The 17,769-nt window shown below is 67.8% G+C and carries 15 protein-coding genes; 4 read left to right on the forward strand and 11 right to left on the reverse strand.

The window, feature by feature from the left end; genetic code table 11:
- Positions 1 to 45: 45 nt before the first annotated feature.
- Positions 46 to 1,131, forward strand: a complete 1,086-nt coding sequence (locus I5803_RS02450; RefSeq protein WP_196984832.1) for a calcium-binding protein — start codon at positions 46 to 48, stop codon at positions 1,129 to 1,131.
- On the opposite strand, the gene I5803_RS02455 is transcribed toward I5803_RS02450, so the two are convergent.
- From I5803_RS02455 to I5803_RS02500, 10 genes are all read right to left on the reverse strand, one after another.
- The gene (locus I5803_RS02455) at positions 1,132 to 1,722 is read right to left on the reverse strand and encodes a CBS domain-containing protein (RefSeq protein WP_196984833.1); all 591 of its coding nucleotides are present in this window, start codon (positions 1,720 to 1,722) and stop codon (positions 1,132 to 1,134) included.
- A gap of 79 nt (positions 1,723 to 1,801) precedes the next feature.
- Entirely contained in the window at positions 1,802 to 2,296 is a 495-nt protein-coding gene (locus tag I5803_RS02460) for a hypothetical protein (protein ID WP_196984834.1), read from the reverse strand.
- Positions 2,297 to 2,314: 18 nt separating this feature from the next.
- Positions 2,315 to 4,234, reverse strand: a complete 1,920-nt coding sequence (locus I5803_RS02465) for an ABC-F family ATP-binding cassette domain-containing protein (protein WP_196984835.1) — start codon at positions 4,232 to 4,234, stop codon at positions 2,315 to 2,317.
- Entirely contained in the window at positions 4,231 to 5,472 is a 1,242-nt protein-coding gene (locus tag I5803_RS02470) for a cystathionine gamma-synthase family protein (protein WP_196984836.1), read from the reverse strand. The genes I5803_RS02465 and I5803_RS02470 overlap by 4 nt, the downstream gene beginning before the upstream one ends.
- A gap of 63 nt (positions 5,473 to 5,535) precedes the next feature.
- Positions 5,536 to 6,405 (reverse strand): 50S ribosomal protein L3 N(5)-glutamine methyltransferase, encoded by an 870-nt coding sequence (prmB, locus tag I5803_RS02475; RefSeq protein WP_196984837.1) that lies wholly within the window; start codon positions 6,403 to 6,405, stop codon positions 5,536 to 5,538.
- A complete protein-coding gene (gene dapE / locus I5803_RS02480; RefSeq protein ID WP_196984838.1) occupies positions 6,402 to 7,577 on the reverse strand; it encodes a succinyl-diaminopimelate desuccinylase in 1,176 nt (391 codons plus the stop codon). Before dapE ends, prmB begins: the two co-directional genes overlap by 4 nt.
- Before the next feature lie 13 nt (positions 7,578 to 7,590).
- Positions 7,591 to 8,748, reverse strand: coding sequence for a PilT/PilU family type 4a pilus ATPase (locus I5803_RS02485; RefSeq protein WP_196984839.1), 1,158 nt, complete (start codon positions 8,746 to 8,748; stop codon positions 7,591 to 7,593).
- 18 nt (positions 8,749 to 8,766) lie between these two features.
- Entirely contained in the window at positions 8,767 to 9,591 is an 825-nt protein-coding gene (gene dapD / locus I5803_RS02490; protein WP_196984840.1) for a 2,3,4,5-tetrahydropyridine-2,6-dicarboxylate N-succinyltransferase, read from the reverse strand.
- Between the two features lie 10 nt (positions 9,592 to 9,601).
- Positions 9,602 to 10,789: a succinyldiaminopimelate transaminase gene (dapC, locus tag I5803_RS02495; protein ID WP_196984841.1), complete on the reverse strand. Its 1,188-nt coding sequence runs from the start codon at positions 10,787 to 10,789 to the stop codon at positions 9,602 to 9,604.
- Positions 10,786 to 11,679 (reverse strand): DUF72 domain-containing protein, encoded by an 894-nt coding sequence (locus I5803_RS02500; RefSeq protein ID WP_196984842.1) that lies wholly within the window; start codon positions 11,677 to 11,679, stop codon positions 10,786 to 10,788. Before I5803_RS02500 ends, dapC begins: the two co-directional genes overlap by 4 nt.
- Before the next feature lie 163 nt (positions 11,680 to 11,842).
- On the opposite strand from I5803_RS02500, the gene I5803_RS02505 reads away from it, so the two are divergent.
- Positions 11,843 to 12,274: a hypothetical protein gene (locus I5803_RS02505; protein WP_196984843.1), complete on the forward strand. Its 432-nt coding sequence runs from the start codon at positions 11,843 to 11,845 to the stop codon at positions 12,272 to 12,274.
- Here I5803_RS02505 and I5803_RS02510 read toward each other — a convergent pair.
- Positions 12,271 to 13,038: a YiiX/YebB-like N1pC/P60 family cysteine hydrolase gene (locus I5803_RS02510; protein WP_196984844.1), complete on the reverse strand. Its 768-nt coding sequence runs from the start codon at positions 13,036 to 13,038 to the stop codon at positions 12,271 to 12,273. The two genes, I5803_RS02505 and I5803_RS02510, sit on opposite strands and share 4 nt — an antisense overlap.
- Before the next feature lie 136 nt (positions 13,039 to 13,174).
- On the opposite strand from I5803_RS02510, the gene smc reads away from it, so the two are divergent.
- The gene (gene smc, locus I5803_RS02515) at positions 13,175 to 16,690 is read left to right on the forward strand and encodes a chromosome segregation protein SMC (protein ID WP_196984845.1); all 3,516 of its coding nucleotides are present in this window, start codon (positions 13,175 to 13,177) and stop codon (positions 16,688 to 16,690) included.
- Positions 16,691 to 16,745: 55 nt separating this feature from the next.
- Positions 16,746 to 17,768: a cell division protein ZipA C-terminal FtsZ-binding domain-containing protein gene (locus I5803_RS02520; RefSeq protein ID WP_196984846.1), complete on the forward strand. Its 1,023-nt coding sequence runs from the start codon at positions 16,746 to 16,748 to the stop codon at positions 17,766 to 17,768.
- Position 17,769 lies beyond the last annotated feature (1 nt).

Genomic DNA, 17,769 nt, shown 5'->3' on the forward strand with positions numbered 1-17,769 from the left:
GCCGGGCCGTTGACGGCGTGAACCCGGCGCGGGACACTGCGCGCCATGAGCTTTCACCTCTACCAGATCGACGAAATCTTCTCCAGCGCCGACGGCACCGTGCAGTTCATCGAACTGGCCGTGGGCAACTTCAACGGGGAGCACCTGCTGGCAGGCCACCCGATCAGCGTGACCTCGAACGGCGTGAAGCACACATTCACGTTTCCAGCGGACCTGCCCAGTGCCGCCACGGCGAACACGCACGTCCTCATCGCCACGCAGGGCTTCGCGGCGCTGGGGATCGTCACGCCCGACTATGTCGTGCCCGACGGCTTCCTGTTCACCGCGGGCGGGACCATCAATTACGCGGGCGTGGACGCGGTGACTTACGGCGCGCTCCCGGGCGATGGGTCGCACTCCATCAGCGACACGGGCACGGTGATGGTGGCGAGCCCGACCAACTTCCACGGCGCCACCGGCCAGCTCCCCACGTCCACGACCTTCAACGGCACCGAAGCCAACGACACGCTCACCGGCACCTCCGGCAACGACGTCATCAACGGCTTCGGCGGCAACGACTCGATCGCAGGGGCCGGCGGCCAGGACACGGTCGATGGCGGCAGCGGGACCGACACGCTGGTCGTGCAGGCCGCCGATTCCGCCATGACCTCTCTCACCGCGGCCCACGTCGCGGCCGCGGGGATCGACGTCACGCTCACCGGCGTGGAGCGCGTATCGCTCACCGATAAACTCGTCGTGTTCGACACCCAGCCCGGTGACGCCGCATGGCAGGCCATGGCGCTGCTGACGGCCGGCTTCGGGCAGGCGGGCGCGATGGCCCAGCTCGACTTCTGGCTCGGTGCATCGCACCAGGGCTTGAGCATGCCGGTGCTGGGCCAGCAGCTCATCGACTTCTACGCGCCGGGCGTGCCCAATGCGTCGCTGGTGGCTTACCTGTACAACAGCATCGTGGGTGTCGCGCCCGATGCAGCGACGGTGGACCAGTACGCGGGCGAGATCGGCGCGGCCAAGACCTTCGCGACACAGGGAGACCTGCTCGCCTTCGCCGCGAACCTGTCATTCAATACCGACCACATGGTGGGCTTCGTCGGCAGCGTGCCGCACCTGGACCACGTGGCCGGCGGCGGCTGATCACCCGCCCGCGAGGGCCGCTTCGATTTCCGCGAAGGTGCCCGCGGCTTCCGGCAGCTGCAGGGGCATGCCGAGTTGCCGCGCGATCTGCGACAGCGAGAAGATGCCGCGGATTTCAAGTTGCCCGGAGGCGTCCTGCTGCACGACGAGCGCGTGGTTGCGACGCGCTTCCTGCAGCCCCGAGATCACGTGGCCGACGCGTGCCGACGCGACGCGGGCCAGGTCGAAGGCTTCGAGGCGCGATGCCGGCGTCATCAGGTCCGACACGAGGATCTCGGAGTGGCGCATGCCCCGTTCGCGGGCGAGGCTTACCGGCTTTTCGCCGAGGATGTCGGTGGTCGTGATGAGGCCGGCGAGCACATCGCCCTGGTCGAGCGCGAGGAGCAGCCGCACGCCGCGTTGCATCATGTACTGGTGGGCGGCTTCCATCGTGGCGCCGGGCTCGATGACGGCGGGCGCGACCTGCGTGAGGTCGGTCATCACGTCCATGGCGGGCGAGTCGAGCGTGACCTGCTGGCGCGCCGTGCCGGGGCGGCAGATGCGCGCGGCGCCCAGCGCGGCGCGGCTGTGAAGGGCGGGATAGGTGTCCATGGGCAGATCCTTCTTGTTGGAATGGAAGTCCGTTGTAACGCCGGGCCGCTGACGACGTACTGACCCTTGCCGATGGCCGCTACGCCGGTGCTGGCAATGCAAGCTGGGCAGCCTGCGCCACGCGCACGCAATCCTTGATGTGCTCCTCCCCGATGTAGCGCAGCGCGGTGTAGCCCATGACGGCCGCGACCGCCTGGCCCGCCAGCGGAACGTACTTCGCCGCCTGCGTCGCCGTGAGCCGCATGCCCGCCTTCTTCGCCATGCGAAGCACCAGGTCGCGCGTGACGAACTTGCCGATCAGCACGGATCCCACCATGGCGAGCGCTTTCTGCACCTGCTCGCGCTTGTGGGCGGGCAGCGCGTCGAGCTGCTGGGGCGTGAGCCCGAATTCCGCGTTGATCGCGGGGATGAGCTGGGTCAGGAGCGCCGCATCGACCGCCCAGTCGAGGCCGGGGACAGGCACCGTGGCGGCCACCGCGCCAGCGAGCGCGCGCCGGTTCAGGAGCTTGCGGCTCCGGCGCACCGCGTCGATGAGGATGAGGTTGTCTTCGGCGAGCTGAAGGGCAGTGGGCATATGCCCACTATGCCGCCATCAGCGTGCGGTTTCAATCGCCTCGATGTCACCAGACAAGACAAGCCAGCGCTCTTCCAGCGTGTGCAGCTCATCATTGACGGCCTTGAGCCGCTTGCCCACGTCCGCGAGTTCGGCGCGCGGCAGGGTGCCGGCGAGCTTGTCCTCGAGCGCGGCCTTGTCGGCTTGCAGCACCGCCAGGCGCTTTTCGGCTTGCTCCAGCTCGCGCCGCAGCGGCTTGAGCTGCGTGGCGGCCTGCGCGCGCTGCGCCTGCGGCGCGGGCGTGGGGGCGGGGGCCGGCGCACTCGCGGCGCTGGCCTCGGCCTTCGCGACTTCGCGCAGGCGCTTGGCTTCGTCGAGCAGGTACTTCTGGTAGTCGTCGAGGTCGCCGTCGAAGGGCGAGACCTTGCCGCGGCCCACCAGCCAGAATTCATCGCACACCGCACGCAGGAGCGCGCGGTCGTGGCTCACGAGCAGCACCGTGCCTTCGAATTCGTTGAGCGCCATCGACAGGGCCTCGCGCGTGGCGAGGTCCAGGTGGTTGGTAGGCTCGTCGAGCAGCAGCAGGTTGGGGCGCTGCCACACCATCATCGCGAGCACCAGGCGGGCCTTCTCGCCGCCGCTCATCGTGCCGACGGCCTGCTTGACCATGTCGCCGGTGAAGTTGAAGGTGCCGAGGAAATTGCGCAGGTCCTGCTCGCGGCCGGATTCGCCCGAGCCGGGGCCGAGCTCCTTGGCGAGGCGCACCATGTGTTCGAGCGGCGTGTCCTGCGGGCGCAGCACGTCGAGCTCCTGCTGCGCGAAGTAGCCGATGTTCAGGCCCTTGCCCTCGGTCAGCGTGCCCGCGAGGGCGGGGATGTCGCGCGCGATCGTCTTCACGAGCGTCGATTTGCCCTGTCCGTTCGCGCCCAGGATGCCGATGCGCTGCCCCGCCATCACGGAGCGGCTGACGCCCGTGAGGATCACCTTGTCGCCGTAGCCGAACGACGCTTCGCTGATCGCGAGCATCGGGTTGGGCAGGTTCGCGGGCTCCTTGAATTCGAAGGTGAACTCCGCATCCGCCAGCACCGGCGCGATCTTCTCCATGCGCTCCAGCGCCTTCACGCGGCTTTGCGCCTGCTTGGCCTTGGACGCCTTCGCCTTGAAGCGGTCGATGAACTTCTGCAGGTGGGCGATCTTTTCCTGCTGCTTGGAAAACGTGGACTGCTGCAGCGTCAGCTGTTGCGCCCGCAGCGTCTCGAAGGCGCTGTAGTTGCCGCCGTAGCGCGTGAGCTGCTGGCGTTCGATGTGCAGCGTGACGTTGGTGACCTCGTCGAGGAACTCGCGGTCGTGGCTGATCACGATCATCGTGCCCTGGTAGCGCTTGAGCCAGGCTTCCAGCCACACGAGCGCGTCGAGGTCCAGGTGGTTGGTGGGCTCGTCGAGCAGCAGCAGGTCGGACGGGCACATCAGGGCGCGCGCGAGTTGCAGGCGCATGCGCCAGCCGCCGGAGAAGCTGTTGACGGGGCTGTCCAGCTCGGAGGTCTTGAAGCCCAGGCCGAGGATCAGCGACTGCGCGCGAGGCACGGCGTCGAGCTCGCCGGCATCGTAGAGGTCGGAGTGCACATGCGCGATCTCCATCCCGTCGCCCGATTCTTCCGCGCGGGTGAGCGCCTCGCGCAGTTCCATGAGGCGCGTATCGCCGCCCAGCACGAAATCGGTGGCGCTTTCGTCGGTCTCCGGCATGTTCTGCGCGACTTGACCCAGCCGCCATTGCGACGGCATCGAGAAATCACCCCCGTCCTCGTGCAGCGTGCCGTTGATGAGGCCGAACAGCGTGGACTTGCCCGCGCCGTTGCGGCCGACGAGGCCGACTTTCTCGCCGGGGTTGATCGTGACGGAAACGTTGTCGAGCAGCACCTTCGCGCTGCGGCGAAGGACCAAATTGCGAAGGACGATCACTTCTTGCCCAGCTTTGCAAATGCGTTCGCGAAGTCTGCCAGCAGGTCCGCCTGCGCCTCGATGCCCACGGACAGGCGAATAAGCGAATCGGCGATCTCCATGGTCTGCCGCTGCTCCGCGCCCATCTCCCAGAAGATCGTGTGCGCCACGGGAATGGCGAGCGTGCGGTTGTCGCCGAGGTGGCTGGACTTGATGACGAGCTCCAGCGCATTGAGCACTTCGAAGGGCGAGACGCCGTCGACGGTCTCGAAGCTCAGCAGGGCGCCGAAGCTCTTGAACAACTTTCCCGCGCGTTCATGCTGCGCATGGCTCGCCAGGCCTGGGTAGTGCACCTTCGAGACCAAGGGCTGCGCCTCGAGCCACTGCGCGAGCGCCATGGCGTTCGAACACGCACGCTCCATGCGCAGGGTGAGGGTCTCCGCGCCGGCGGCGATGCGGTGGCCGTGTTCGGAGCTGAGCGTCGCGCCCATGTCGCGCAGGCCCTTCTTCTTGATCTGCAGCAGTCCCCACGCCGTCGGCGCGCCCTTGCGATAGGCGGGCAGCAGGTTGGGATAGGCGCCCCAGTCGAAGAGGCCCGTGTCGGAGACCGAACCGCCCAGCGCATTGCCGTGGCCACAGATCGACTTGCTGAGCGAATGGATCACCAGCGACGCCTGCACCGCCTTCGGCTGGAAGAGGGCGGGCGTGGTCATGGTGCTGTCCACGATGTAGACGATGCCGCGCGGCCGGCACAGCTTGCCGATGCCTTCTAGGTCGGCGATCTGCGTGCGGGGGTTCGCGATGGTCTCGACGAACACAATCCGGGTTTCCGTGCGAAGCGCCGCTTCGACGGCGGCGGCCTGCGTCGCATCGACCAGCGTGACTTCGCAGCCGAGCTGCGAGAGCGTGTTCATCCAGCTGGCGGTGTTGCCGAAGAGGAAGCGGCTGGCGACGACGTGGTCGCCCTTCTTGAGCAGTGCCAGCATGGTCGAACAGACGGCGGCCATGCCGGTCGCGAAGGACACCGTGCCGACGGCGTCTTCCATGAGGCTGATCTTGGCCTCCAGCGCCTGCGTGGTCGGGTTGCCCTGGCGGCCGTACACGTGCCCGCTCTTGTCGCCCTGGAAGACGGCCGTGAGCTCTTCGGCGGTGTTGTAGCCGTAGGCGGTGGCGATGTGCAGCGGCTTGAGCACGGCGCCGTGCTCGACGCCGCCCAGGCGGTCCGCATGCAGGATGCGGGTGGTGATGTCCTTGGTCATAAGCCCTCTATTGTCGCCGGTGGGGGACGTGCCTGCTTCCGCCGGGTCATCGGGGGAAGTTGCCTAGGCGAGCGCCGCCAAGGCCTCCCGCGTGACCAAAAGCACCTGGTCCTCCCCCGCGCTGGTCTCCAGCCACGCCACTTCCAGCGCCGGAAACGCGGCCTCGAAGTGTTCGCGCTCGTTGCCGATCTCCAGCACCAGCACCGCGTTGTCCGTCATTCGCGCAGGCGCATCGCGGAGCATCGCCCGGATGAAGTCCATGCCGTCGGGGCCACCGGCCAAGGCCAGTTCGGGCTCCGCGCGGTATTCCTCGGGAAGCTGCGCCATGCTCTGCGCATTGACGTAGGGCGGATTGCACAAGATTAGGTCATAAAGCCCTGACAGCGAGGCAAAACCGTCGGATTCGACCAGCCGCACGCGATCCTGCACGCCGTGCTTTTCGACGTTGATGCGGGCGACTTCCAGCGCCTCCGGCGAGATGTCCGCGCCATCCACTTGGACGTCGGGATAGGTGAGCGCCGCCAGCACCGCCAGGCTGCCGTTGCCCGTGCAAAGGTCCAGCACGCGCTTTGTCTCGTCCGACAGCCACGCGTCGATCGTCCCATCGGCGAGCAACTCCGCGATGAAGCTGCGCGGGACGATCGCGCGCTCGTCGACGTAGAAGGGCACGCCTTGCAGCCAGGCTTCGCGCGTGAGGTAGGCGGCGGGCTTGCGCGTCGCGATACGCTCCTCGATGAGCTCCGCGACGCTGTCCTCCTGCTGCGGCGACACCGCCATGTCCGCGGCGCCTTCCAGGTCGTCGATCGGCAGGCCCAGCTGCCACAGCACCAGCCATGCGGCTTCATCGAACGCGTTGGTCGTGCCGTGGCCGAAGGCGACGCCCGCGGCCTCGAGCCGCGCCGTGCCCGTCTCCACCAGCTCGATCAGCGTCATGGCCGGGCCGCGATGGCCTCGAGGGTTTCCATCGTGCGGCGGTAGATGTTCTTCAGGGGTTCGATGTCCGCCACCACCACGTGTTCGTCGATCTTGTGGATGCTGGCGTTGAGCGGCCCGAATTCGATCACCTGGGGGCAGATGCGAGAGATGAAGCGCCCGTCGCTGGTGCCGCCCGTGGTGGACAGCTCGGTCTCCACGCCGGTTTCCGCGCGGATCGCGCCAGTCACCGCCTGCACGAGGTCGCCCGGCGTCGTGAGGAAGGGCAGGCCGCCGACGACCCAGTCGAGCTGGTAGTCCAGCCCGTGGCGGTCCAGCAGTTCGTGCGTGCGCTTCTGCAACCCTTCCGGTGTGCAGTCGCTGGAGTAGCGGAAGTTGAAGTCCACCACCACCGTGCCGGGGATCACGTTGCCCGCGCCCGTGCCCGCGTGGATGTTGCTCACCTGCCAGCTCGTGGGCTGGAAGAATTCGTTGCCCTTGTCCCACTGCACCGTCGCGAGTTCGGCGAGGGCGGGCAATGCGAGGTGGACCGGGTTCTTCGCGAGCTGCGGATAGGCGATGTGGCCCTGGACGCCCTTGACCGTGAGCTTGCCGCTCATGGTGCCGCGCCGGCCGTTCTTGATCATGTCGCCCAGGCGCTCGACCGAGGTCGGCTCGCCGACGATGCACCAATCGAGCTTCTCGCCGCGCGCCTTCAGGCGGTCGCAGACGACCACGGTTCCGTCCACGCTGGGCCCCTCTTCATCGCTCGTGATCAGCAGGGCGATGGACAGGGCGGGGTTCGGGTGGGCCGCCAGGAATTCTTCCGCCGCCACGGTGAAGGCGGCAATACCGGTCTTCATGTCCGACGCACCGCGGCCGTAGAGCTTGCCGTCGCGGTGCGAGGGCGTGAAAGGGTCGCTGGTCCACTGGTCCAGCGGGCCGGTGGGCACGACGTCGGTATGGCCGGCGAAGACCAGCGTGCGGCCCGCCCCGGGGGTCGCTTCGAGTCGGCCCGGCCGCTTGGCCCAGAGGTTGGTCACCCGGAAATTCTCCGGGCCGCTCGCGATGGTCTCGCAGGCGAAACCGAGCGGCTTCAGCCGTTGCGACAGGATGTCCTGGCACCCGCCGTCTTCCGGCGTGACCGAGCGGCGGGAGATGAGTTGTTCGGTGAGGTGGAGGGCGCGCGACATCGGGGACTGGATCTCAGTGCTTCACGTCCAGCGTGATTTCGGTGAAGGACGGTTCGTCCTGCAGGTCTTCCTCGGACGCGCCTTCCTCGACGACATCCTTGTCCTTGCCGGCGAAGTCGTTCTGCAGGCGCCACTGCAGGTTGGTCGGCGAGTCCGCGTAGGCGAGGCCCTCCTTCTTGTCCACGGTGCCGTCGACGATCAAACGGGCGATGTCCATCTCGAAGGTCTGCGAGCCCTCGGCCATGGCTTTCTCCATCGCTTCCTTCACGCCGGAGAAGTCGCCCTTCTCGATCAGCTCGGAGATCAGCTTGGTATTGATCATCACCTCCACCGCCGGCGCGCGGCCGCCGTGCACGGTGCGCAGCAGGCGCTGCGACACGATCGCCTTCAAGGCGGCGGCCAGGTCGCCCAGCATGGTGGGGCGCACTTCGACCGGGTAGAAGGACAGGATGCGGTTGAGCGCCTGGTAGCTGTTGTTCGCGTGCATCGTGGCCAGGCACAGGTGGCCCGACTGCGCATAGGCGATCGCGGCGGACATGGTTTCACGGTCGCGGATTTCGCCGATCAGGATCACGTCGGGCGCCTGGCGCAATGCGTTCTTCAGCGCCGTCTGCATCGATTGCGTGTCGCTGCCGACCTCGCGCTGGTTGACTACCGACTTCTTGTTCTTGAAAAGGAATTCGACGGGGTCCTCGATGGTGAGGATGTGGCCGCTGGCCTTCTCGTTGCGGAAATCCATCATCGACGCGAGCGTCGTGCTCTTGCCCGCGCCGGTGGAGCCGACCATCAGCAGCAGGCCGCGCTTTTCCATGATGAGGTCCCCCAGCACCATCGGCACCGAGAGCGAGGCGAGGGGCGGGATGTCCTGCGTGATGTAGCGGATCACCGCAGCGTAGGTGCCGCGCTGGCGCATCGCGGAAAAGCGGAAGTTGCCCACGCCTTCGATGGCCTGCGCCATGTTCAGCTCCCCGCTTTCCTCGAGTTCCTCGATGCGCGACGCGGGCAACACCTCGGCCAGCAGCGCCTTGGGCGCATCCGGCGGCAGCAGCTGGTTGTTGATCGGCAGGCACTGCCCGTTGATCTTGATCAGCGCGGGCGCATGGGCGGACAGGTAGACGTCCGAGGCCTTCTTCTCGCCCATCAGGCGCAGGATGCGTTCCATCGTGGACATGTGTATGCCTTCCTGTGGTTAGTCGCGCAGCAGGTCGTTGAGGCTCGTCTTGGAGCGGGTCTGCGCGTCGACCTTCTTCACGATCACCGCGCAGTAGAGGCTGTACTTGCCGTCGGCGCTGGGCAGGTTGCCCGACACGACGACCGACCCGGCCGGGACGCGGCCGTAGCTCACCTTGCCCGTCTCGCGGTCGTAGATCTTGGTGCTCTGGCCGATGTACACCCCCATCGACAACACGGAGTTTTCCTCGACGATCACGCCCTCGACGACTTCCGAGCGTGCGCCGATGAAGCAGTTGTCCTCGATGATGGTCGGGCCCGCCTGCAGCGGCTCCAGCACGCCGCCGATGCCCACGCCGCCCGACAGGTGCACGCCCTTGCCGATCTGCGCGCAGCTGCCCACCGTGGCCCAGGTGTCCACCATGGTGCCTTCGTCGACGTAGGCGCCGATGTTCACGTAGCTGGGCATGAGGATGGCGCCCTTGGCGATGAAGCTGCCGCGCCGCGCGACCGCCGGGGGCACGACGCGCACGCCGGTCGCGGCCATTTCGTCGGCCGACAGGTGCGCGAACTTGGTCTGCACCTTGTCGTAGAACCCGAGGTCCCCGGCCTTCACGACCTGGTTGTCCTTGAGGCGGAAGGACAGGAGCACAGCCTTCTTGATCCACTGGTGCACCGTCCACTGGCCCACGCCCTGGCGCGTGGCGACGCGCAGGTGGCCGTTGTTCAGCTCGGCGATGACGTGCTCGACGGCGTCGGCGACTTCCTTCGGGGCCGAGGCGGCGGAAATGCTGGCGCGGTTCTCCCACGCGGCGTCGATGATTTGCTGGAGCTGTTGGGTCATGGGGTCGCTTTTATTTCCTGCCTTGGACGAATTGCACGATGCGCTGCGCGGCTTCCACGCACTCCGCGGTGTCGGCCACCAGCGCCATGCGCACGCGGCCGGCGCCGGGATTGGCCCCGCCCGTCTCGCGGCCGAGGTAGCTGCCCGGCAGCACGGTGACATTGTATTGAGCCAGCAGGTCGCGGGCGAAGTCCTCGTCGCTCCCCGGCACGCCCGCCCAGAGGTAGAAGCCGGCATCGGGCAGCTGCACGTCCAGCACCTTGGCGAGCAGGGGGGTGACTTCGGCGAACTTCTTGCGGTACAAGGCCCGGTTCTGTACCACGTGCTCCTCGTCGCTCCACGCCGCGATGCTGGCCGCCTGCACCACGGGGCTCATGGCGCTGCCGTGGTAGGTGCGATACAGCAGGAATTTCCTGATCAGGGCCGAGTCGCCCATCACGAACCCGCTGCGCATGCCGGGGACGTTGCTGCGCTTGGAGAGGCTGGTGAAGGAGACCAGGTTGCGGAAGTCGCTTCGGCCGAGTTTCGCCGCCGCCTGCAGGCCGCCGAGCGGCGCCTCGTCGCGGAAGTAGATCTCGCTGTAGCACTCGTCGGACGCGATCACGAAGCCATGCCGGTCGGACAGCTCGAAGAGTTTCTGCCACTCCTCCAGCGGCATCACCGCGCCCGTGGGATTGCCGGGCGAGCACACGAAGAGCAGCTGGGTGCGCACCCAGACCTCCGCCGGAACGCTGTCCCAGTCGGCGGCGAAGTTGCGCTTCGGGTCGTTCGCGACGTAGTGCGGCTGCGCGCCGGCGAGAATCGCCGCGCCCTCGTAGATCTGGTAGAACGGGTTGGGGCAGACGACGTAGGGCCGCTTGCCCCCGTCGATCACCGTTTGGGCAAATGCGAACAGCGCCTCCCGCGAGCCGTTGACCGGCAGCATTTGCGTGTTGGCGTCCAGCGCGAGGCCGTAGCGCTTCATCATCCAGAGGCGGAAAGCGTCGCGAAGCTTCGGCTCGCCGGCCGTGTTGGGGTAGCTCGCGAGGCCGCCGAGGGAATCGACCAGGGCCTGCTTGATGAAGTCGGGGGTCGGGTGCTTGGGCTCGCCGATGCCAAGGCTGATCGGCCGGAACCGGGGGTTGGGCGTGACGCCCGCGACAAGTTGGCGCAGCCGCTCGAAGGGGTAGGGCTGCAGGCGGGACAACAAGGGGTTCATGGACCGATTATCGGTCCCCCCAATCCGAGCTTCTCCATCAACTCGCGCGCATTGTCCGGCGCGTGCAGTTTGTCGGTGTTGTCGAAATAGCAGTACACGTCGCGCGCCTGCCGCGGCGCGGGCGGCTCCGGCGTGATGAGCCGCGCGCCGGTCGGCTGGCCGCCTTCGCTCCACGCGCGGATGCACTCCGCCCAGCGGTCCAATTGCTCGCTCGTGTAGCGGCTCTGGTACAGCTGCGTGGCGCCGTGCAGGCGCATGTAGACGAAATCGGCGGTGACGTCCTCGTACAGCGGCCAGGGGCGGGGCGTGTCGGCAACGACCCACGCGATGCGGTGCTTGCGCAGCAGGGCGATGAATGCCGGGTCCACGAAGGAGGCGTGGCGCACCTCCACCGCGTGCCGCAACCGCCTGTTGGCATCGGGCACGAGGGAGGCGCGGCCTTGCAGGCGCTCGTCGTGGCCTTGGGCGATCTGCGCCGCGGCCCCGGTCGTGCGTGGCAAGGACTTGAAGAATGCGTCGAACACGTCATGGTCGAACTGCATGTTCGGCGGGAACTGCCACAGGAACGGGCCGAGCTTGGCGCCCAACTCGAAGAGGCCGGACGCGAGGAAGTTCGCCAGAGCGGCCTCGATGCCGCGCAACCGCAGCATGTGCGTGATGTAGCGGCTGCCCTTGACCGCGAAGACGAAGCCGGGCGGCGTCTGTCGGGCCCATTGGGCGTAACTGGAGGGGCGCTGCAGCGAGTAGAACGAGCCATTGAGCTCGATCGACGGGAACTGCCGCGAGGCGAACTCCAGCTCCCGCGACTGCGCCAGCCCCTTCGGATAGAAATTGCCGCGCCAGGGCGTGTATCGCCAGCCGGACACGCCGATTCGGATCTTCCCTGCCATGCCGCAGTATGGCTGGACGCCGCCCGGCCGTGGGGCATCCGCCGGTAACCGATGGCGCACTCGGCGGTATCGCGCGGCGATACGGGGCGCAAAGTCCGGCGAGCTGCGCGGCCCGATTCACACAATCCGCCGCACAAGCATGTGCTTGGGCCTCTGGATTCACATGAACTTCCAACGCTTCGCCAGGACCGCATCGTTCGCAGGTCTCGCGGCCGCCAGCGCGGTGCTCGCCGGCTGTTACGTCGTGCCTCTGCAAACCCCGCCGCCTGCGAGTGTTCAGCTCGCGCCGGCAGCGCCGCTGACTTTCTCGGCCCGCCTCTACCCTTCGAACGACATGGCCGCCGCCTATGGCACGGTCATGGCCGTGGTCACCAATGACCTGAACGGTCGAGGCCACTTCACGACCAACATCAACGGCGAGAGCTTCTCCGGTGAGGCGACCCGCGTTGCGGGTTCGCGGGAAGGTGTCGCGAACGGGCTCGGAAATCGCGGCGGGTTCCTCAACTGCCGCTATGCGATGAACTCGGCCACCATGGGAACGGGCACCTGCCAGCATTCCAACGGCGCGCAGTTCACCATGCACGTCGGCGGTTAAAGGCGCGCTGCCGCCACGGCCGGCTGGAACTTCAGGTGGCCGAGGTAGTGCAGCGCCTGGTGCGTGCGCACGGAGGGCACGTCGCCCTCCCGCATGTGCATGAGGTCGCCGGGGCTGATCATGCGCGGATCGGCGTCCGTGAGCGGCAGCCCCGCGCGGCGATAGGCCTCCAGCACGAACTGGGAGCAGAAGAAGCGATCGTTGCTGCCGAGGCCCAGTTGCACGGCGGCCACGCCCTGCACGCAGAAATCACGCAACGGGGAGGGCAGCAGCGGCAGTTCGCACAGCCGCCGCTCGATGGAGAACGGCGCCTGCAGCATGACGCCCATCACGTTGTAGCGCGAGCCGGTCTGTTCGCGCGCGAACGCCTGCATCCGGCTTGCATGCTCCGGCGAGACGCCCGGATGGCGGAAGGCCACGACGGTCGATTCCTCGGCCAGCAATTCCTCGACGGTGCGCTGCCGGATACCTTCGCCGACGGCTTCCGCCACCTTCTGGCCGCCGATGTAGATCGAAGCGTGGCTGACCGGCGACAGGGTCAGCAGCCGGATGCCGGCGGAGGTGATGCCGTCCGCCGAAGACAGCAGGATGTCGCCGGGCTGCAGGCTGGCCGCGTCGACGAGGACGCCGCCATTGCGCGGGTTGAGCGCCGGGTTCTGGAGCACGATCTGCGCGCGACCCGTGGCGGGATGGTCCCGCACGTCGGTGGCGCATCCGGCCAGGGCGGCCAGCAGCGCGGCACACACGATCAGGCGTAACGACATGATTCCCCTTCCCGAAAGCCCGCCATTCTAGGCAGGCCGGGGGCGCGGCCGGCCCGGCGGGGCACGGTATCATCCCAGCCACTCGCCGTTCCCCCCCGGGGAAGGGCCACAACAGTCAGCTTCTTCGGGCAGGGCCGTGCGTCTCAATTCCATCAAGTTATCCGGGTTCAAGTCTTTCGCGGAACCCACCAACTTCATGTTGCCCGGCCAACTGGTCGGGGTCGTCGGGCCCAACGGCTGCGGCAAGTCCAACATCATGGACGCCGTGCGCTGGGTGCTCGGCGAATCGCGCGCGAGCGAACTGCGCGGCGAGTCCATGCAGGACGTGATCTTCAACGGCACGAACAACCGCAAGCCGGCTTCGCGCTCGTCGGTGGAACTCGTCTTCGACAACGCGGACCACCGCGCGGGCGGCCAGTGGGCGCAGTTCGCGGAGATCGCCGTCAAGCGCGTGCTGACGCGCGACGGCACGTCCAGCTACTACATCAACAACCAGCCGGTGCGCCGCCGCGACGTGCAGGACGTGTTCCTCGGCACCGGCCTCGGCCCGCGCGCCTACGCCATCATCGGGCAGGGCACGATCAGCCGCATCATCGAATCCAAGCCCGAGGAACTGCGCCTGTTCCTGGAGGAAGCCGCGGGCGTCTCCAAGTACAAGGAGCGCCGCCGGGAGACGGAAAACCGCCTGTCGGACACGCGCGAGAACCTCACGCGTGTCGAGGACATCCTGCGCGAGCTCAACAGCAACCTCGACAAGCTGGAAAAGCAGGCCGAGGTCGCGCAGCAGTACAACGCGCTGCAGGGCGAAGTCACGCTCAAGCAGCACCAGCAGTGGTTCCTGAAACGCGCCGAGAGCGAAGCCGACCAGGCGAAGGTGAAGGCCGACGCCGAGAAATCGGTGAACGACCTCGAATCGCGCGTGGCCGACTTGCGCCACATCGAAAGCGAACTGGAAACGATCCGCCAGGCGCACTACGCCGCCGGCGACCATGTGAACCAGGCGCAGGGGGAGCTCTACGAAGCCAGCGCCGAAGTCGGCCGGCTGGAAGCGGAGATCCGCTTCGTCGTCGAGGGGCGTTCGCGCGTGGAACAGCGCCTCGTCCAGCTGAAGGAGCAGGCGGCGCAGTGGGCGGCCCGGAAGGACGACGCGCTCGCCGAGATCGAATCGCTCGGGGCGCAAGCCATCGACGCCGAGGAGAAGGCGGCGTTACTGGCCGCGCAGGTCGAGGAGCAGGACCAGCAGATGCCGGACCTGGAGGAAGCACTGCGGCAAGCCCAGGCGAAGGCCGCCGAGCAGCGCGGCAGCGTCGCGCAGGTGCAGCAGCAGATCCAGGTGCTGGCCGCCGACCAGCGCAACATCGAGGAGCAATCGCGCCAACTGAACCAGCGGCGCGAAAAGCTGGTGACGGACCGCAACGCGCTGGCGGCGCCCGACGAAGTGCGCCTGACCAACCTCCAGGCGCAGCTGGCCGCCGCGCAGGAAGCCGCCGAAACAGCGGACGCCCGCCTGCACGAATTGCAGGAACAGGTCCCGCAGCTGGACGAGGACCGCCGCGAAAAGCAGCAGTCCGTCAACAGCGAGAGCCACAAGCAGTCCGACCTGTCGGCCCGCATGGGAGCGCTCAAGGCGCTGCAGGAGAAAGTCCGCACCGACGGCAAGCTCAAGCCCTGGCTGGAAAAGCACGGGCTCGCCGGGCTGCAGGGCCTGTGGAGCCGCATCCACATCGAACAGGGCTGGGAGAACGCCCTGGAAGGCGCGTTGCGGGAGCGCATGAATTCCCTCGAGGTCTCCCGGCTGGACATGGTGCGCGCCTTCGGCGCCGATGCGCCGCCCGCCAAGCTCGCTTTCTACAGCCCGCCGCAGGCCGCCGTGCCCGAGGGCACATCGGCGTTGCCGCGCCTGTCCGATCTGCTGCGCCTGAACGACGCGGGCCAGAAGGCCCTGCTGGCCGACTGGCTGCACGGGTGCTACACCGCCTCCAGCTTCGAGGAGGCGCTGGCCGCCCGCGACAAGCTGCAGCCCGGCGAAGCGATCTACGTGAAAAGCGGCCATGCCGTCACCGCGCACAGCGCGAGCTTCTACGCGCAGGATTCCGAACAGGCCGGCCTGCTCGCCCGCCAGCAGGAGATCGAGAACCTCGAGAAGCAGTTGCGCGCGCAGTCGCTGATCGCCGAGGAAGCCCGCTCCGCGCTCGTGCGCGCCGAGGCGGCTTATACCGAGGCATCGCAGCGCCTCGTCAGCGTGCGGCGCGAAGCCGCGGAAACGCAAACCCGCGCGCACGAACTGCAGGTTGAGACCCTGCGCCTCACCCAGCTTGCCGAGCAGACCCGCGCGCGCAGTGAACAGATCGCGGGAGATCTCGCCGAGGTCGATGCGCTGCTGGAGGAATTGCAGGAGCGCCGCGTCACCGCCGAAGCGCGCTTCGAAGAGCTGGACATGCAGCTGGCCGACAGCCAGGAGCGCCATGCGCAACTGGACGAACGCGTGATCGAGGCCGAGCGCAAGGTGGCGGAGTGCCGCGAACAGCATCGCAGCCTGGAGCGCCAGGCGCAGGAGGCGCAGTTTTCCCAGCGCTCGGTCGAGGCGCGCAAGCTGGAATTGCAGCGCGCCATCGAAACTGCCGCGCAGCAGGCGCAATCGCTCGCGGCCGAGGAAGAGCGCGCGAAGGAAGAACTCTCGCGCCTGACCGACGCGGCGGCGCAGGCGGGCCTGCAGACCGCCCTGTCGCTCAAGCTGGAGCGCGAGCAGTTGCTGGGCGCCAAGCGCAGCGAATACGACGACCTCACCGCCAAGCTGCGCGCGAGCGACGAACGCCGCCTGCAGCTCGAGCGCGAACTCGACCCGCTGCGCCAGCGCATCACCGAGTTCCAGCTCAAGGAGCAGGCCGCGCGCCTGGGCTTCGAGCAGTACACGCAGCTGCTGACCGACGCGCAAGCCGACCTGGAAGCCATCGCGAAGTCCGTGGAAGAAGGCAAGGTGCGCCTGGGCGGCATGCAGGGCGACATCGACCGGCTCCATCGGGAGATCGCGGCGCTGGGCGCGGTGAACCTCGCCGCGCTCGACGAGCTCACGACGGCCCGCGAGCGCAAGCAGTTCCTGGACGCGCAGTCGGCCGACCTCAATGAAGCCATGGTGACGCTGGAAGACGCCATCAAGAAGATCGACGGCGAAACGCGCGAGCTGCTCGCCGGCACCTTCAACACCGTCAACGAGCACTTCGGCAAGATGTTCCCCGAGCTCTTCGGCGGCGGCAATGCGCGCCTGGTGATGACGGGCGACGAGATCCTCGATTCCGGCGTGCAGGTGATGGCGCAGCCGCCCGGCAAGAAGAACCAGACGATCCACTTGCTCTCCGGCGGCGAAAAGGCGCTCACGGCGATCGCGCTCGTGTTCGCGATCTTCCAGCTCAACCCCGCGCCGTTCTGCCTGCTGGACGAGGTGGACGCGCCGCTGGACGACGCCAACACGGAACGCTACGCCAAGCTCGTGTCCGCGATGAGCAAGGAAACGCAGTTCCTCTTCATCAGCCACAACAAGATCGCGATGGAGATGGCCGAGCAGCTCATCGGCGTGACCATGCAGGAGCAGGGCGTCTCGCGCATCGTGGCGGTAGACATGGAGTCGGCCGTCTCCATGGCCGAAGCGGCATGAGCCGCCGGGCCGTCCCCGAGGCGCATTCCGCAGCGCGTGGCGCGGAGGTTTGCCGATGAGTGGATTCACCCTGGGCCTGGCCCTCATCGGCGGGCTGATCCTGGTGGTGCTGGTCGCGTGGAACGCCTGGACCACGCGGCGCAACACGCCGCGCCAGCCAGAAGCGATGCGCATGGACCCGACGGACAGCACGGTGTCCGTCCAGCCCGTCACCGACTTCGACCCGCTCGCCGCACCCCCCAACCTCACGGAGAAGCGGCCGGGACTGGACGCGCTGATCGACGTGCTCGCGGCCATCAGCGTGGAGGCGCCCGTGTCGGGCGAGGCCGCGCTGGCCGCCATGCCGCCCACCCGGCGCGCCGGCAGCAAACCGTTTGCCGTGGAAGGCCAGAACGAGGCCACGCTGAATTGGGAGACGCCGATGGCGGGCCAGCGCTATACGGCCTTCCAGGCGGGCGTGCAGCTGGCCAACCGCACGGGCGCCCTGAACGAGATCGAGTATTCGGAGTTCGTGTCGAAGGCGCAGGCTTTCGCGGACGCGATCAACGGCTCGCCGGATTTTCCGGAGATGCTGGACGAAGTCGCGCGCGCACGGGAGCTCGACCAGTTCGCCAGCGCCCACGACGCCCAGCTGAGCTTCACCCTGCGCGCGAAGAACACCGCGTGGAGCCCCGGCTACCTGCAGCAGAACGCCGCGCGGCTGGGCTTCGTGCCCGGCGCCATCCCGGGCCGCATGGTGCTGCCTGCCGCCACGCCCGGCGCCCCGGCCGTGCTGGGCTTGGCCTACGACACCCAGGCCGCCATGGCCGACGACCCGGCGCAGTCGGCGCTGCGCGAAGTCACGCTCAGCCTGGACGTTCCGCAGGTCGACCGCGCCGAGCAGCCCTTCGTGCGCATGCGCGACACCGCCATCACGCTCGCCGCGTCCATGGAAGGCAGCATCACCGACGACAACGGGCAGGTGATCCGCGCGGAGGCGCTGGACGTCATCGGCGCCGACCTCGAGCAGCTCTACGACACGCTGGAAGCGCGCGACATCGCAGCGGGCTCACCGCTCGCCCGCCGGCTCTTCTCGTGAC

This window comes from Caenimonas aquaedulcis, from assembly GCF_015831345.1.
GTDB classification, from domain to species: Bacteria; Pseudomonadota; Gammaproteobacteria; order Burkholderiales; family Burkholderiaceae_C; genus Ramlibacter; species Ramlibacter aquaedulcis.

Coding starts and splice junctions, on each gene's coding strand:
- I5803_RS02450 (WP_196984832.1), top strand. CDS start 46: ATGAGCTTTCACCTCTACCAGATCGACGAAATCTTCTCCAGCGCCGAC.
- I5803_RS02455 (WP_196984833.1), bottom strand. CDS start 1,722: ATGGACACCTATCCCGCCCTTCACAGCCGCGCCGCGCTGGGCGCCGCG.
- I5803_RS02460 (WP_196984834.1), bottom strand. CDS start 2,296: ATGCCCACTGCCCTTCAGCTCGCCGAAGACAACCTCATCCTCATCGAC.
- I5803_RS02470 (WP_196984836.1), bottom strand. CDS start 5,472: ATGACCAAGGACATCACCACCCGCATCCTGCATGCGGACCGCCTGGGC.
- prmB (WP_196984837.1), bottom strand. CDS start 6,405: ATGACGCTGATCGAGCTGGTGGAGACGGGCACGGCGCGGCTCGAGGCC.
- dapE (WP_196984838.1), bottom strand. CDS start 7,577: ATGTCGCGCGCCCTCCACCTCACCGAACAACTCATCTCCCGCCGCTCG.
- I5803_RS02485 (WP_196984839.1), bottom strand. CDS start 8,748: ATGTCCACGATGGAACGCATCCTGCGCCTGATGGGCGAGAAGAAGGCC.
- dapD (WP_196984840.1), bottom strand. CDS start 9,591: ATGACCCAACAGCTCCAGCAAATCATCGACGCCGCGTGGGAGAACCGC.
- dapC (WP_196984841.1), bottom strand. CDS start 10,789: ATGAACCCCTTGTTGTCCCGCCTGCAGCCCTACCCCTTCGAGCGGCTG.
- I5803_RS02500 (WP_196984842.1), bottom strand. CDS start 11,679: ATGGCAGGGAAGATCCGAATCGGCGTGTCCGGCTGGCGATACACGCCC.
- I5803_RS02505 (WP_196984843.1), top strand. CDS start 11,843: ATGAACTTCCAACGCTTCGCCAGGACCGCATCGTTCGCAGGTCTCGCG.
- I5803_RS02510 (WP_196984844.1), bottom strand. CDS start 13,038: ATGTCGTTACGCCTGATCGTGTGTGCCGCGCTGCTGGCCGCCCTGGCC.
- I5803_RS02520 (WP_196984846.1), top strand. CDS start 16,746: ATGAGTGGATTCACCCTGGGCCTGGCCCTCATCGGCGGGCTGATCCTG.